General features: G+C 45.1%; 11 protein-coding genes. 7 read left to right on the top strand and 4 right to left on the bottom strand.

Features of this window, described 5'->3' with window-relative positions; all coding sequences use genetic code 11:
- Window positions 1-59: 59 nt before the first annotated feature.
- The 7 genes from E2R65_RS09560 (at window position 60) to E2R65_RS09530 (ending at window position 6,677) form a co-directional block, all read left to right on the top strand.
- Window positions 60-722: a 3-keto-disaccharide hydrolase gene (locus tag E2R65_RS09560; protein ID WP_134336269.1), complete on the top strand. Its 663-nt coding sequence runs from the start codon at window positions 60-62 to the stop codon at window positions 720-722.
- A gap of 45 nt (window positions 723-767) precedes the next feature.
- Window positions 768-2,504 (top strand): GMC oxidoreductase, encoded by a 1,737-nt coding sequence (locus tag E2R65_RS09555; protein WP_134336268.1) that lies wholly within the window; start codon window positions 768-770, stop codon window positions 2,502-2,504.
- 9 nt (window positions 2,505-2,513) lie between these two features.
- A complete protein-coding gene (locus E2R65_RS09550) occupies window positions 2,514-3,143 on the top strand; it encodes a gluconate 2-dehydrogenase subunit 3 family protein (RefSeq protein ID WP_134336267.1) in 630 nt (209 codons plus the stop codon).
- 92 nt (window positions 3,144-3,235) lie between these two features.
- Window positions 3,236-3,610: a hypothetical protein gene (locus tag E2R65_RS09545; protein ID WP_134336266.1), complete on the top strand. Its 375-nt coding sequence runs from the start codon at window positions 3,236-3,238 to the stop codon at window positions 3,608-3,610.
- 158 nt (window positions 3,611-3,768) lie between these two features.
- The gene (locus E2R65_RS09540; RefSeq protein ID WP_229704630.1) at window positions 3,769-5,304 is read left to right on the top strand and encodes a PAS domain-containing sensor histidine kinase; all 1,536 of its coding nucleotides are present in this window, start codon (window positions 3,769-3,771) and stop codon (window positions 5,302-5,304) included.
- A 7-nt stretch (window positions 5,305-5,311) separates the two neighbouring features.
- On the top strand, window positions 5,312-5,668 hold the full coding sequence (locus tag E2R65_RS09535; protein ID WP_134336265.1) for a response regulator: 357 nt from the start codon (window positions 5,312-5,314) through the stop codon (window positions 5,666-5,668).
- 121 nt (window positions 5,669-5,789) lie between these two features.
- On the top strand, window positions 5,790-6,677 hold the full coding sequence (locus tag E2R65_RS09530) for a dienelactone hydrolase family protein (RefSeq protein ID WP_134336264.1): 888 nt from the start codon (window positions 5,790-5,792) through the stop codon (window positions 6,675-6,677).
- A gap of 104 nt (window positions 6,678-6,781) precedes the next feature.
- Here the strand turns inward: E2R65_RS09530 and E2R65_RS09525 are convergent, their stop codons facing one another.
- The 4 genes from E2R65_RS09525 to E2R65_RS09510 all read right to left on the bottom strand — a co-directional run bounded on the left by E2R65_RS09525 (window position 6,782) and on the right by E2R65_RS09510 (window position 14,750).
- Window positions 6,782-9,205 carry an ABC transporter permease gene (locus tag E2R65_RS09525; protein WP_134336263.1) on the bottom strand — a complete coding sequence of 808 codons (2,424 nt, stop codon included), beginning with the start codon at window positions 9,203-9,205 and terminating at the stop codon, window positions 6,782-6,784.
- A 77-nt stretch (window positions 9,206-9,282) separates the two neighbouring features.
- Entirely contained in the window at window positions 9,283-10,008 is a 726-nt protein-coding gene (locus E2R65_RS09520) for a hypothetical protein (RefSeq protein ID WP_134336262.1), read from the bottom strand.
- Window positions 10,009-10,203: 195 nt separating this feature from the next.
- Window positions 10,204-11,568 (bottom strand): alkaline phosphatase family protein, encoded by a 1,365-nt coding sequence (locus tag E2R65_RS09515; RefSeq protein WP_134336261.1) that lies wholly within the window; start codon window positions 11,566-11,568, stop codon window positions 10,204-10,206.
- Between the two features lie 8 nt (window positions 11,569-11,576).
- Complete coding sequence (locus tag E2R65_RS09510; protein ID WP_134336260.1) at window positions 11,577-14,750, bottom strand: TonB-dependent receptor; 3,174 nt, start codon at window positions 14,748-14,750, stop codon at window positions 11,577-11,579.
- Window positions 14,751-14,781: the final 31 nt, after the last annotated feature.

Genomic DNA, 14,781 nt, shown 5'->3' with positions numbered 1-14,781 from the left:
ATTTAGCATTCTAAAAAATAAACAGGCATGCGCCCCTGCGCAACTTAAACGCTAAAAAAATGAAAAAACTTTTTCTGAGTGCACTTGCTGTGGCTGCGTTACAATATACCACTATGGCACAAACCAAGGTTTTATTTGATGGTAAAACCACCACCGGCTGGCACACTTATTTAGGTAAAACGGCAGGCCCGTGGAATGTTGTTGAAGGCGCTTTACAGCTTGACCCTAAAGCACCCGGCCAGGCAGACCTGATAACCGACGGCGAATATGAAAATTATGAACTTACTATCGACTGGAAAATTGCCGAAGGCGGTAACAGCGGCATCATCTTCGGGGTACACGAAGACCCGGCACTGGGTGCAACCTATTTATCGGGTGTAGAAATGCAGGTTTTGGATAACCAAAAAGCCGAAGACAATAAAAAAGCCAATCATTTAGCGGGCTCTTTATATGATATGAAAGCCGCCCCTGCCGATGCTGCAAAACCTGCAGGCCAGTGGAATAAGGCAAAGATCCGTAAGGATAAAGGCCACCTTACCTTTTGGCTGAATGGTAAAGAAGTTATTAATGTGCAAATGGGCAGCCCTGAGTGGACTGAATTATTAAACAACAGCAAATTTAAAACCTGGAAAGATTTTGCCGCTTATCCAAAAGGGCATATCGCGCTGCAATCACACGGTGCTGTGGTAGCATTTAAAAACATCAGCATCAAACAACTGTAATTCAATGCGATTGCAATATTTATATTTTAGATACTTATTATATTAATGGAAGAATTACAAATAAAAAAATCAACCGAAACTTACGATGTAGTGGTTGTAGGGTCGGGCGCGGGCGGCGGTATGGCCGGTTATGTACTGGCTAATGCGGGTGTTAAGGTTTTAATGCTGGAAGCCGGCGCTTACTTTGATCCTAAAACAGATTCGCACCAGTTAAAATGGGCGTGGGAATCTGCCCGCCGCGGCGCAGGCACTACACGCCCGTTCGGCGATTTTGATGCTGCTTATGGCGGCTGGGAGCTGGAGGGCGAACCTTATACCCAAAAGGACGGGACTGAGTTTGCCTGGTTCCGTGCAAGGATGCTGGGCGGCCGCACCAATCACTGGGGCCGCATCTCTTTACGTATGGGCCCCGAGGATTTTAAACCAAAAGATGGCCTTACCGACCCCTGGCCTATAACTTATGACGAACTGAAACCTTACTATGATAAGGTTGACCGCATGATAGGCATTTACGGCACCGTAGAGAATATAGAAAGCGAGCCTGACGGCATTTTCCTGCCGCCGCCCAAACCGCGGTTGAACGAACTTTTTATTAAACAAGGCGCAACAAAAGCCGGTGTAAAGGTAATTACCGGCCGCGGATCGGTATTAACCGAGGCGCTGCCGAACAACAAAGACCGTGGCGCCTGTTTTTACTGCGGCCAATGCGGCCGGTCATGTAAAGTTTACGGCGACTTTTCGGCATCATCGTGCCTGGTTATCCCGGCTGTTAAAACCGGCAATTTAAAAGTGATAACCAACGCCATGGTGCGCGAGGTGATCACTAATAAAGATGGCGTGGCAACAGGCGTATCTTATGTAAATAAACTTGATCTGCAGGAGTACCAGGTTAACGCTAAAACAGTAATACTGGGCGCCAGTGCCGGCGAATCTGCCAGGATCCTGCTTAACTCAAAATCTGCAGCGCACCCCGGCGGCCTGGCCAACAGCAGCGGAGTGGTAGGTAAATACCTGCATGACAGTACAGGCTCCGGCGCGGGCGGTTTCCTTCCGCAGCTGATGGACCGCAAACGTTATAACGAGGATGGGGTGGGCAGTGTGCACATTTACTCGCCCTGGTGGCTGGATAACAAAAAGCTCAACTTTCCGCGTGGTTATCATATCGAATATGGCGGTGGTATGCACATGCCATCTTACGGTTTTGGCGGTGGCATACAGGATATGAACGGCGCTGTACCGGGCCGCGATGGTAAAAAGAAAGACGGCGGCGGTTACGGTGCCGGCTTAAAAGATGACTACCGCCGTTTTTATGGCACACAGGTTGGCATGGCCGGCCGTGGTACTGCCATTGCCCGTGCCGATAACTATTGCGAAATAGACCCCAACGGCGTAGTTGATAAATATGGTATCCCGGTACTGCGCTTTAATTACAAGTGGACCAACGACGAGATTAACCAGGCCAAACACATGCAGGAAACCTTTGAGGAGATACTGCACAACATGGGCGCTATTTACGGCACCATGCAGGGCAAGGATACCAATTATGGTTTAGAGGCCCCCGGTAAGATCATCCACGAGGTGGGTACCGTGCGTATGGGCGATGATCCTAAAAAATCGGCACTAAACAAATGGTGCCAGGCGCATGATTGTAAAAACCTTTTTGTGGTTGATGCCGCGCCGTTTGTGCAGCAGGGCGATAAGAATGCTACCTGGACCATTCTGGCCCTGAGCATGCGCACAGCAGAATATATTCTTCAGGAACGTAAAAAACTTAATGTATAAGGTATCATCATGAACAGACGCGAATCCCTCAAAGCAATAGGTTTAGGAACATTATCAACCGGGCTGATCTTCGGTTGCAAACCAAGCGATAAAAAAGCCCCCGAAACTGCCGATGGCAAAACGGGAGCAGTACCGGGCCGCGAGGCCTATGAAGTAGAACGTGAAGATAAATTAAAGGCCGAAAAGTTTTTTGATGACCATGAGATGGCTACCATTACTGTACTTGCCGACATCATTATCCCTAAAGACGCCCACTCGGGCAGCGCATCTGATGCCAAGGTGCCCGAGTTTATAGAATTTATTGTGAAAGATATCCCCAGCCACAAGCTGCCCATGCGCGGTGGTTTAAAATGGCTGGATATGCAATGCCTTAACCGCTACGGCAACACTTTTATCAAGTGCAGCAGCAGCCAAAAAACCGAGATGCTGGACCAGATAGCTTACCCCAATAAAGCCAAAGCAGAAATGGCACAAGGTGTGGCCTTTTTTAACCGCATGCGCGATCTTACAGCATCCGGTTTCTGGAGCAGCGAAATGGGCACTAAGGATATTGGCTATGCCGGCAATTCGCCCAATAAGTGGATGGGGGTACCTGCCGACGTATTAAAGCAATACGGTATGGAGAATGTTAAAATATAATCCTGCAAAATAAACACTGTAAAAGCGGTAACCTGTAAAGGGCTTACCGCTTTTTTAGTTTAACCACCCGGTTAAACTAATTAGCGCAGGTTATGCTTGTAATTGCTATATTGCAGATAATGATGGATTATCTTACGCAATTTAAAGACTGGGTGATCAGCCTCGGCGAAAAGCACGATGTTGATCCGCTGATATTGGGCAGCCTTTACTTCATCAGTAAGATCTCTTGTTTTACCTTACTTGGCTTTGTGCTTAAAAATATCCGGGCAAAAAAACCATTCCTTATGCTTATTTTATTTGCAGGGGTTTGTTTTACCCTGCCTTATGTTTATGTAATGATAGTTGGCCGCAACATCCCTTTTTGGGTGTATATCCTCATCGGCCTGATATTTATCTACGGCGCATTCACCATCTGGAAAAAGGTTGCCGATAAGCAAAAACTGGTAGACGTTAAATCGCCCGTTTAATTACTTATATCCTGCCGGGCTATGGGTATTTTACCGAAAATATTATTTTTGCCATCCTAAAACATTTACTTAAAACTTATAGCAATAATTACACATATATGGCAGGTATTTTGTTATAAGTGGAGAATTTAAGTTGCATTTAACTATATCACATTAAATTGGACAGTTTAAACAAAGGGAGTTTTATATTCTCCAATCAAACATCTGAGCAGGATTTTGAGCTGATGACCCGGGCTTTAGATGCCTCGATATCCGGAGTTATCATTACCGATAACCAGCAGCCCGATAACCCTATCATTTATTGTAATGCCGCATTTGAGCGTATAACAGGCTATAAACGCAAAGAAATAATTGGCCATAACTGCCGCTTTCTGCAAAAAGAAGACCGGAGCCAAAAAGAGCGTGAAATATTGAGAAACGCTGTTGCTGACGGCAAAAGCTGCGTTGTGGAAATGCGCAACTATCAAAAAAACGGTACATTGTTTTGGAACGAACTGTACATGTCGCCAATAAAAGACGCGGAGGGAAATGTGTGCTATTTTATAGGCGTACAAAATGATGTTACCCGCCGCAAAAATATAGAGCAGGAGCTTAAACAGCATCAGGACCAAATGGAACGCAAGATAGAAGAGCGTACCAAAAGTTTAAGGGAAAGCGAAGATTACCTGGCCAGTATTGTTGCAACCGTTCGCGAAAGCCTGGTTGTGCTTAACCCCGGTTTTAATGTTTTAAGCGTTAACGACCACTTTATAAAAACCTTTAAGGTAAGCCGCGAAGAAACCGAAAATAAACTACTGTATGAGCTGGGTAACGGCCAATGGGATATACCGGCGTTAAAGGAATTGCTGGAAAATATATTGCCTACCAATAACCCCGTAGAAGAATTTGAGGTAGAGCATGATTTTCCGCACATCGGTAAAAAATTAATGCTGTTAAACGCCCACCGGATTGAACTGGAAGGACAGTTTAAAGACAGGATACTGATAGCGATTGAAGACATTACCGACAGACGGGAAATAGAGCGCCGGAAAGATGATTTCTTATCTATTGCCAGCCATGAGTTAAAAACGCCGCTTACTACCATTAAGGGCTATGTACAGGTAATGAACCGCCTGCTGCCAGAAAACGCCAGCGAAAAGTTTAAAACTGTACTGCAAAAAACAGGCATCTACATTACCCGCTTAAACAACCTGATATCTGAACTGCTGGATGTATCGCGCATACAAACCGGCAATATCGAACTGCATAAAGAGCCCTTCGATTTTGATAAAATGGTGGCAGAAGCGGTAGAGAACATACAATCTGTAACTAAAACGCATACGATTATCCTTAAAGGCAGCACCGGTATTACTTACGTTGGCGATGAATCGCACATTGTGCAGGTAATAAACAACCTGCTGTCTAACGCTATTAAATACTCTCCCGAGGAGCATCAGATCAATGTTTATTTATCGCGCGTAAGCGATTTTGTAAAAGTATCTGTTACCGATACCGGGATGGGTATCAGCCACGAAGACCAGAATAAAATATTCGACAGGTTTTTTAGGGTAGGCGAGATACAACAGCGTTTCCCGGGTATGGGCATAGGGCTTTACATCTGTTCAGAGATCATTAAAAATCATGGCGGTACAATTTGGGTAGAAAGTGAAAAAGGCCAGGGTTCGAATTTTAGTTTTACCCTTCCGTTAAATTAACCGGCATATGAGCAAAAAGATATTGATCTGCGATGATGATGAAGGCATATTAGATATGTTGGAATTTGTTTTAGAAGAAGAAGGCTTTGATATTATCCCCGAAAAAAACAGCCTTAATATTTACAACGTGATAAGAGAACAACACCCGGATCTTTTACTGCTTGACCTTTGGATGCCCGTACTATCTGGCGACCAGGTACTTAAAACCCTGCGTAAAAACCCGGATACGGCAACATTACCGGTTATTGTAATATCGGCCAGTACCGAAGGCAGCCTGATAGCTAAAGCATCAGGCGCTAACGATTACATTTCTAAACCATTTGATATGGATCAGCTGGTTACTAAAATACAAACGCTTATTTAACAGGATCTTAAGATCTGTTACTAAAGTTTTGTTATGATTAGAATTGAGTATCCATACTGTTACAATTTGATTCACAAGCATTTAGGCTTAATTGTTTACATTTGAATAAATCCCTTTAACCATGAGCCAGATAAAAAAGGAAGACGTTAAACAGGAAGTATTTGACCTGTATGACGATTATGCACACAACCGGGTAGACAGGCGGGGCTTCTTAGAAAAGCTATCGCTGTACGCTGTCGGCGGTTTAACCGTACCCGCATTAATGAGCTTTTTAATGCCCGATTATAGCGGTAATGTACAGGTAAAAGCCGATGACCCCCGCTTACAATCGGGCTATATCAATTACCCATCGCCTAAAGGTGGTGGCACAATAAAAGGCCTGCTCTCAAAACCTGTTGATGCTAAAAAGAAACTGGGCGGCATTATTGTGGTGCACGAAAACCGCGGACTAAACCCCTATATTGAAGATGTTGCCAGGCGGGCTGCTTTAGCCGGTTTTGTATCCCTGGCGCCGGATGCGCTTACGCCACTTGGCGGCTACCCCGGTAATGACGATGATGGCCGTACGCTTCAAAGTAAACGCGACCCTAAAGAGATGCAGGAAGACTTTATTTCGGCCTTCGATTACCTTAAAACGCACCCGGATTGCAACGGCAAGGTAGGTGTTGTTGGTTTTTGCTTTGGCGGCGGCATTGCTAATATGATGGCCGTGCGTGTACCCGGTTTGGCAGCATCCGTACCCTTTTATGGCAGCCAGCCGGCAGCTGAAGATGTGCCAAAGATAACCGCCCCGCTAATGCTGCATTACGCATCATTAGATACCAGGATAACCGCCGGCTGGCCTGCTTACGAAACCGCCTTAAAGCAGAACCATAAAAAATATGAGGCCTTTATTTACGAAGGCGTAAATCATGGGTTCCATAACGATACTACGCCCCGTTATGATAAGGCGGCTGCAGAACTGGCCTGGAAGCGTACTCTTGATTTTTTCAAAGCCAGCCTGGCATAACAAACTAATACAAATGTTAGCTGCCGGCTACTTTCGTAACCGGCAGCTAATTATAACATCTGTCAATCTGTTTCCAGAACCATTCAATTAATTTACAGCATTAGTTACTCATCGCGCAGCGTTTTTACGGGGTTTGTTTGTGCGGCCCTGTAAGTAAGTACAATAGTTGCCGAAAAGGATATCAGCATCAGTACAATTACAGGCACAACAAATTGCCACCACGTTATCTGCACTTTAAAAGCATAGCCCTGCAGCCATTGGTAAATAAGTATTACAGCTAATGGTATAGCTATTACACTGCTTGTAACAATCAGCTTAAACATATCGCCGGCAAGCATTTGCACGATACTTTGGGCAGATGCACCCAGTACCTTACGCACCCCTATTTCTTTACGGCGCCTTGCGGTTGAATAGGATGTTAGCCCAAACAGCCCCAAACAGGCAATCACTATAGCCATAGATGAAAAAAGCATAAATACCTGCCCGAAATGAATATCCTGCTCATATTGCCGGGCATAAAAATCATCCAGAAAAAAATAATCAAAAGATGAGCCGGGGAAAAAGTCTTCCCAGGTTTGTTTAAGCTTTTGATTGATCTGCGTTAACTGCGCCTGGTCTGCTTTAACAGAAATGTATTTTAATGGTACCCAGGTAAGCTTCGGATCCATAAAAAGCACAGTTGCAAAGTAGGCGTCTTTTAATGATTGCTGATGATAATCTTTAATTACACCGATGATCTCGTTTGGCTCCTGATCTAAAGATTCTACCCAGATTTTTTTGCCAACGGCATCCTGCGCCGATGCAAACCCAAACTGCTTTACTGCTGTTTCGTTCAGGATAAGTTTGGTGGTATCGCCGGGGTTTGTTGGGTTATAGTTACGGCCGGCCACAAGCTGCAGCTGATACATTTTTATAAAATCAAAATCAACCCGCAGCATATCATAGGTACGTTCGTCGGCCTTTGATGTACCATAACGGCGGCAGGCGGCCGCCATAGCTACTTGTTTGCCCGGCACCGCACCAGATATGCTCACTTCCTGTACGCCTGCAAGGCTTGCCGCGCTGCTTTTAAAGCCATTCACCTTTTCCAGATAATTGCCGGTGACCGAGGGCGCTTTAAGCACAATAGTTTGCTTAAGGTTAACCCCGGTTTGCTGGCTGTTCATAAAATTAAGCTGCCTGTAAACCGCCAGGGTACCCGCCAGCAATAAAAACGACGCCGCAAACTGAAAAGAAACCATTCCTTTGCGCAGCCATACCCCGCTTTTTGAAAAAGCAAAGCGCCCCTTAAGTACCTTAATAGGCTTAAGCCCCGATAGCACCGTTGCCGGGTATATGCCCGATAATAATACGCTGCATATAAAAACAAGGCCTATTTTAATAAGCAGGCCGCTATCTATTAATAACTGATAGGATTTTCCATCTCCGGATATTTGCTGCAACAGCTGCTTCATCAATATCACCAATAAGGTGGCAAAGCCCAACGACAAGAGGTTGATAATAAAAGACTCTATAAAAAACTGAAGCACCAGCTGCGAAGTGTGCGCACCGCTAACTTTTCTGATACCTACTTCACGTGCCCGGTCTACAGATTTTGTGGTGGCCAGGTTAATATAATTGATACAGGCGATCAGCAGTATGACATAAGCCATTATCTGCAAAAAGTTCACGGCGCTTCGGTTACCCTTAACTTCCATTTCATAGGGCTTTATGGGGTTTAGGTGGATGCTTGGCAATGGGGTTAGCTGCACGGCCCACTTTAGCTCTTTTAAAGGCTTCTCTGTTTTAAAACGCTCGGCCATAGCCGGGAATTGCTGTTCGATGGCCCCGGGCGAAGCTTTTGGCTTGAGCTTTAAAAAGGTGTAATTATTGTGCTGATACCAAAACTCTTTAACCCAAGCGGGCGCTGTGGCAAAAGATACCAGCATATTAAACTGAAGGGTTGAATTTACCGGCAGATCTTTAAAAACGCCGGTTACCATACAGCTGTTGGTATTAAACTGGGTGGCTATTTGCATGGTTTTACCTATTGCTGCCGCTGAACTGCCGAAATATTTTTTTGCCGATGCGGCTGAAATAATTACGCTATTGATATCTCTTAAAGCAGTTGCGGCGTTTCCCTTAAGCAGCGGCAATGCAAAAAATGATAAAAAATTACTATCGGCAAAACACACGCGCTGCTCGCGGTATTTTATATCCCCGTATCTAACATCCCTTTCATTATCTGCCCAACTAATGCGGGCATAGCTGGCTATACCGGGCAAATTATCATACATCGCCTTGCCATAACCGTTACTGGCCGATGCCCAGCTATCTGTAAGTTCGCCCGAGCGATAAAACCGGCTTTCTACCCTGTAAATGCGGTTACCATCCGGGTACATACTATCGTAGCTTTTTTCGAAATGCACATAGGCGCTTATTACTATAAACGCGGCTATACCCAGGCTTAAACCAATTACATTGAGCAGTGTGTACGATTTGTTTTTTACCAGATTACGATAGGTGACCAACAATAAATTACGTAGCATAGGCTTAATTTGGCAGTTTAAAATTAAACATGTTAGTAAGGCAAGGCCGTAAATTTTAAATCAGGGGCCATTTTATATTATAGTTTGGCTTCTGCCTTTTTTATCATTTTAGGCATATCTTTTTGCAGGTTGGTCATTAGTTCGGCCAATGCGCTTTCGCACATGGGCAAAATTTTATCTGTTTTTAAAACGGGCACCCCGGCAATAAGGGGGCTGCTGCCTTTAGATCTGGCATCGGTACTAACAGAAAAAACTTTATCGCCCGCTTTATTATACATGGCAATATTACAGTTTGCTTTAACTTTTACTACCCCCATACCGCCAAAGCCTATCTTTACAAGGTCAAAATCGATATAAACCTTCATAATGCCATCGGCCTGGTTAAATATTTTAAGCAAAGCCTTTTCATTCTGTTTACCGGCTAAGGGTAAAATTATTTTATACCCATCGTACGGTAAGTTGTAGTTGTCTTTAAAAACGCCGCTGGTTGCCTCGCCCGCAGGGGCGTATGCTTTGTAATCTGTATTACCGGTAACTTCTGCTTCGGGCAACAGCTGGAAGGTGAAATCTTTAGCATAGGTGTTAAAAAACTGGTCGTGAAAGTTTTGTAACAAAGGCGACATATTAAAATCAGGGTCGTCTACCAGTTGCGTAACGGCAGCATTGGCTGTAGCGCCAAAGTCGGCAACGCCAATTTTTTTTACAGCGTAAAAGGTAACTACAGCTACTTTTTTTGTTTGGGCATAACCTGTTATACTTAAAACCAGGGAAAATAGCATGCCAAAGATCAAGCGTTTCTTCATGTGATAAAGGGTGATTTTAGCAGGCAAGGTATCATAAAAAACCTCAACTACAAAGGTTTAGATTTCACCTCGGCATATTAGATCAACCCCGCTTACCGGCCTACGGGCATCCGGCAGGGCCAGCCCCACAAAAAAGCCCCGGAATTATAATCCGGGGCTTGGCTAAAGGGCATTTTGCCACCCTTATAAAATTAATTATTTAAACATTTCGGTATATAGCTTTCCATCCATGGCAGGCATATCCACACCGGTTAGCCTGGCTATCAAAGGCGCCACATCCACCATGTTCATCACCGGTACAACCACACCCTTTTTAAGGCCGGGGCCAAAGGCTACAAAACCCGTTTGGATCTGCTTATGATCCGGGAAAAAGCCATGGGTGCCTTTTACGTGTGCAAATTTTTCGGTTTCAACATCGCTTTTATTGCCAAACGTAGTGCCGTTAATGCCGCTTAACGCAAGTGGCACGTTAGGGTCGGCGCCAATTTGGGTTAGCTGTGCTTTGTTTATTACCTGGTAATAGCGCTTTATGCTATCAGGCTGTTGTGCCAGTATAGCCTGTACCTTGCTTAGGGTTGCTTTATCATTGCTGTTTTTTAACTGCAGAAATGATGAACCGCCTGATGAATGAAACTGTGCCTTCCAGTTGCCTGTTTTAATATCGGTAATTATACCGGCCTGCTTTAACAGGTAATTGGGGTTAAAGCTTTGGTAGATATTCTCAAACCCGTGGTCGCCCATTACAATAACAACGGTGCTATCGGCTATTTTGGCGCGGTTAAGGCTTTCTACCAGTGTTTTAATTGCCCTGTCGGCACCGGCTACAGATGCCTTCACCATGTAGTGTTCGCGCCCGTTCTCGTGTTCGTAATGATCTGTACAGGCCAGGTGAAGCGCCAAAAAGTTGGGCTTATACTTTTTAATGATATAACCGGCCATCCGCGCTACATTCTCATCCTGCACCAATTCGTCATTGGTTGCGTTCAGATCATTGGCCTCCAGCATGCCTGTTGCATTCTCCTGTACCTCTTTCCATAACGATGCCGGCTGGGTAGCGGCGGCCGTATATTCCCGGGCGTCGGCCATGTTCTTATAATTCCAGTACTCGGGTATCCGGTAATCTATCGGTGCGTTAACGGTTACCGGCCAGCGCACGCAGGCAGTGGTTTTACCCGCTTTATGCATGGCATCCCACAGGGTAGGCGCTTTTATCAGGCTGTAATCCCAATACCATTTACCGGTTGCGCCTTCGGCCTCAAAGGGGGTATTGTAATAAATACCGTGTTTTGCCGGGGTAACGCCGGTGATCATGGTGGTATGATCCGGGTAGGTAACCGAGGGGAACACCGGGTTTAGCCCCTGTGCCGCAACACCGTTCTTCATCAGTTGCCTTACGGTAGGCATTGCATAGGTACTATCCAGGTAAAATTCGGGCCTGAAACCATCTACTGTTACCAATAGTACATATTTTGCCGGTGCTGTTTGCGCCTGTGTGGCCGGCTTAAAGCCCAAAACCAAACACAGGGCTATCATAATGCTGTAACTATTTGTTCTCATCATTTTTTTAATTAAAATCCGTAGCGTAAACCCAACTGAAACTGGTATGGGTTACCGCTTAAGTTTGATACACCTGCATTAGTGTTAACCGTGTAAACATATTGCTGGTTGGTGGCATCAAAGCTTTTGATGTTGTAGATGGATGTTGCGCCCAGGTTGTGGTTAACGCCCCAGTTTTTATTTAATAAGTTGCTTACGTTAAACAAATCTACAGATAGCTCTAAGTACTGTTTTTTGGCTATCGCCAGCTTTTTGATCAAACGCAGGTCAACCACGCCATAAAACGGGTTTTCGCCGCCATTGCGTTCTGCAATTTTACCAAAGCTTTTTCTGATGTAGTTTTTCATGCCCTGTTCAACCTTAGGGTTGTTTAAAATGGCGTTGATACCATCCTTAAGGTATTGCGGGGTTGAAGCCGCATTAGGGTCATACACATAAGCCAGGTCATTACTGGCTACAAAATCGCCGTTTACGTTTCCGTTCACAAATAACGAATAGCGGGTGCCGCTTAAGCCCGAGAACCTTACACCTGCGCTAAAACCATGGAAGGTTGGCGAGCTGCCGTAAGCCACTACCTTATGCCTGAACTGGTTATCTGAGTAAGTAACAGCGCTCAGGTTACGCGGGTCATCTTTGATATATTGCACCAGGGTGGCCGTATTGGCAACGTTACCATTGTAAGATGTATTATCCTTACTTTGGTTCCAGGTGTAAGATACCGAGATCTCGCCCTGTTTGTAATACCTGTAATCCGCATCAAACACAAAAGCCATCTGGTTATTCTTACCTATGCTTTGCAATTCTAACACGCGGCCAACTTCTGTGGTTTTTCTGCCTTTTGTCCAATCTACGGTACCATTTGTGGCATTAATGGTATTTGCCGGTACATATACGCCCCGGTTATCCTCAGCAGCTATGCGGAAGTAGGGCTGATCTGCCATGTTTTTATCCAGGTAAGTGTAATTGTTGCGGCCCAGGCTTAAATAAGCGCTTGCCGTAACCCTAAAGTTTTGCGCAAAAAAGTGCGAATAAGAAAAATTGGCTTTATATACAACCGGCACCTTCGCATCTTTACCATTCATGTTGATGGTTGCCAGCTTAGGTACTGCCGGGTTGTTTAACAGATCTAACCCCGGTGCGGTAGACGGATCTGCCCTGTACCCCGGGAAGTTGGGTTTTGGCACCAGGCTGCCGGTAAGGTCAACGCCTACGATGTGCGAACCATCAAACAGCATGTTATTGATCATAGAATAAGGGTTAAGCGCAGAGCCTAAGATCCCGCCGCCCAATCTGATGATATCTTTACCGTTCTGGTTAACATCCCAGGTGGCCTGTACCCTTGGCTGCACCTGGAAGGTTGCCAGCTTGTTGGATGTATTTAAACCAAGCGTGCGGAAAACAACTTCGTTATAATTTGCCCTGTCCAGGTAATTAGTGTAATCGGCACGGATCCCCGCGGTAAGGTCAAACCCCGGGAATACCGTAGTTTGTACCTGCGCATACAGGTTTGGCGCAAGGATGTTAAATTTTATATTCCTGTCTGATGAAGTGTAGATGTCCCTTGCATAACGATATGGGGTAAGATTGTCGAAATTTGTTAATCCGGTAAAGAAAAACCGACCGTTTATTTCACTGCCGTAAATAGAATTTTGGTTGGTAAAGGTTAAACCGCCACCAAATGTAAAGTTATACTTGCCTTTGGTCCAGTATAGGTTATCGGTAAGCTGCACCACGTTATTGTTAAAATAATCGCCGCCATAACGCTGCCCGCCCAGTTGTATTGATGTGTTGTAAGTAGTACCATCGGCAGCCACCGAAGGAATATTCTGGATAATAGCACGCGGGATATTATCTGCAGGTAACTGGCTGTTGGCAAACAGCTTATTATATTCCCAATAGTGCTGAATTTTTAACTCGTTGGTTAAATTAGGGCTTAAAATACTGCGTAACGATGCCATTACACTGTTATTTATGCTTTTGCGGGTACTATATACTTCGTAGATATTGATGGCCGTGTTATCCCCGTCTGATTGATTATCCAGATCGTAAATAAAGTTATCCCGAATGGTGAAAAGGTTTTTGGGGTTTATCTGCCAGTCGATACGGGCAAAGCCGGCATGTGTATTTTTAAATTTATCAAACTGGCCTACCTGCGGCGAATTAGCCACGCCATATTTATTCCTGGCAATGGTTAAAAAATTATCTAAGGTAGCCTGTGTTACGTTATAGCGTTTTTCATCATCGGCAGATTGGATGTTGGCGATGTAAAGCGGCCTTGAATCGGCCTGATGATCCCACGCGATAAAAAACTGTGCCTTATCCTTAACAATAGGCCCGCCCAACGAGAAACCATACTGATAGGTAGAGAACGCCTGGTTACGTTTTATACCGTTTAAGCCGTATGGGCTGGATAACCAGTTGGCGCGGGCATAGGTAAAGGCGCTGCCCGAAAGTACGTTGGTGCCCGATTTTGTTACCGTGCTGATGGTACCGCCGCCGGCATTACCGTAAGTTACATCGTACTGGTTGGTAACCACCTGAAACTCCCGCACAGCCTCCAGCGAAATAGAGTAAGCGCCGGTAGGCAAACCGCCCGAAATGGTGCCCCTGGCGGCCATACCGTCAATAGTATAATTAGTTGCCGATGCCAGCTGGCCGCTTAAACTGCTGCCCGAGCTTAGTGGAGACAGATCTGCCAGTGAGGTAAAGTTACGGCCGTTTACGGGTAATTTTGCAATATCCCTGGCGGTAACGGCTGTGGCAGAACCAATGTTCTCTATTTTATTGCGGGTGGTAGGCGCTTTAATCTCCACCGCATTCAATTCCTGAACCCGCTGCTCCATTACAAACGATACCTGCAGCAGGTCGCCCTGGTTTAAGGCAAAGCCTGTTTGCTTTTGCGTTGCCAGGCCCATTGCCTCAACCGTAATGCTGTAAGGCGAACCCAGCGGTAATTCTTTTAGCAAAAAGGTGCCTTTTGAGTTAGAAGAAGCTTTAATTATAAAGCCTGTAGATTCATTTCTAACGGTAATGGTTGCGTTTGGTAAAAGCGCGCCGTTAGTATCCAACACTTTACCAGAGATACCGGCTAAGTTGGTTTGCGCCCAGCCGGCCCCTACAAACATTAAATTAAACAAGCATGCGAGCCATACTTTTTTCAGGAAATTCTTTTGTGTGCTTAACATTTTATTGTTTTTAGTTAAGCGCAAAAGTGTA

The sequence above is a fragment of the Mucilaginibacter phyllosphaerae genome, from assembly GCF_004378255.1.
GTDB classification, from domain to species: Bacteria; Bacteroidota; Bacteroidia; order Sphingobacteriales; family Sphingobacteriaceae; genus Mucilaginibacter; species Mucilaginibacter phyllosphaerae.
This window is presented reverse-complemented; position numbering and strand designations above follow the sequence as displayed.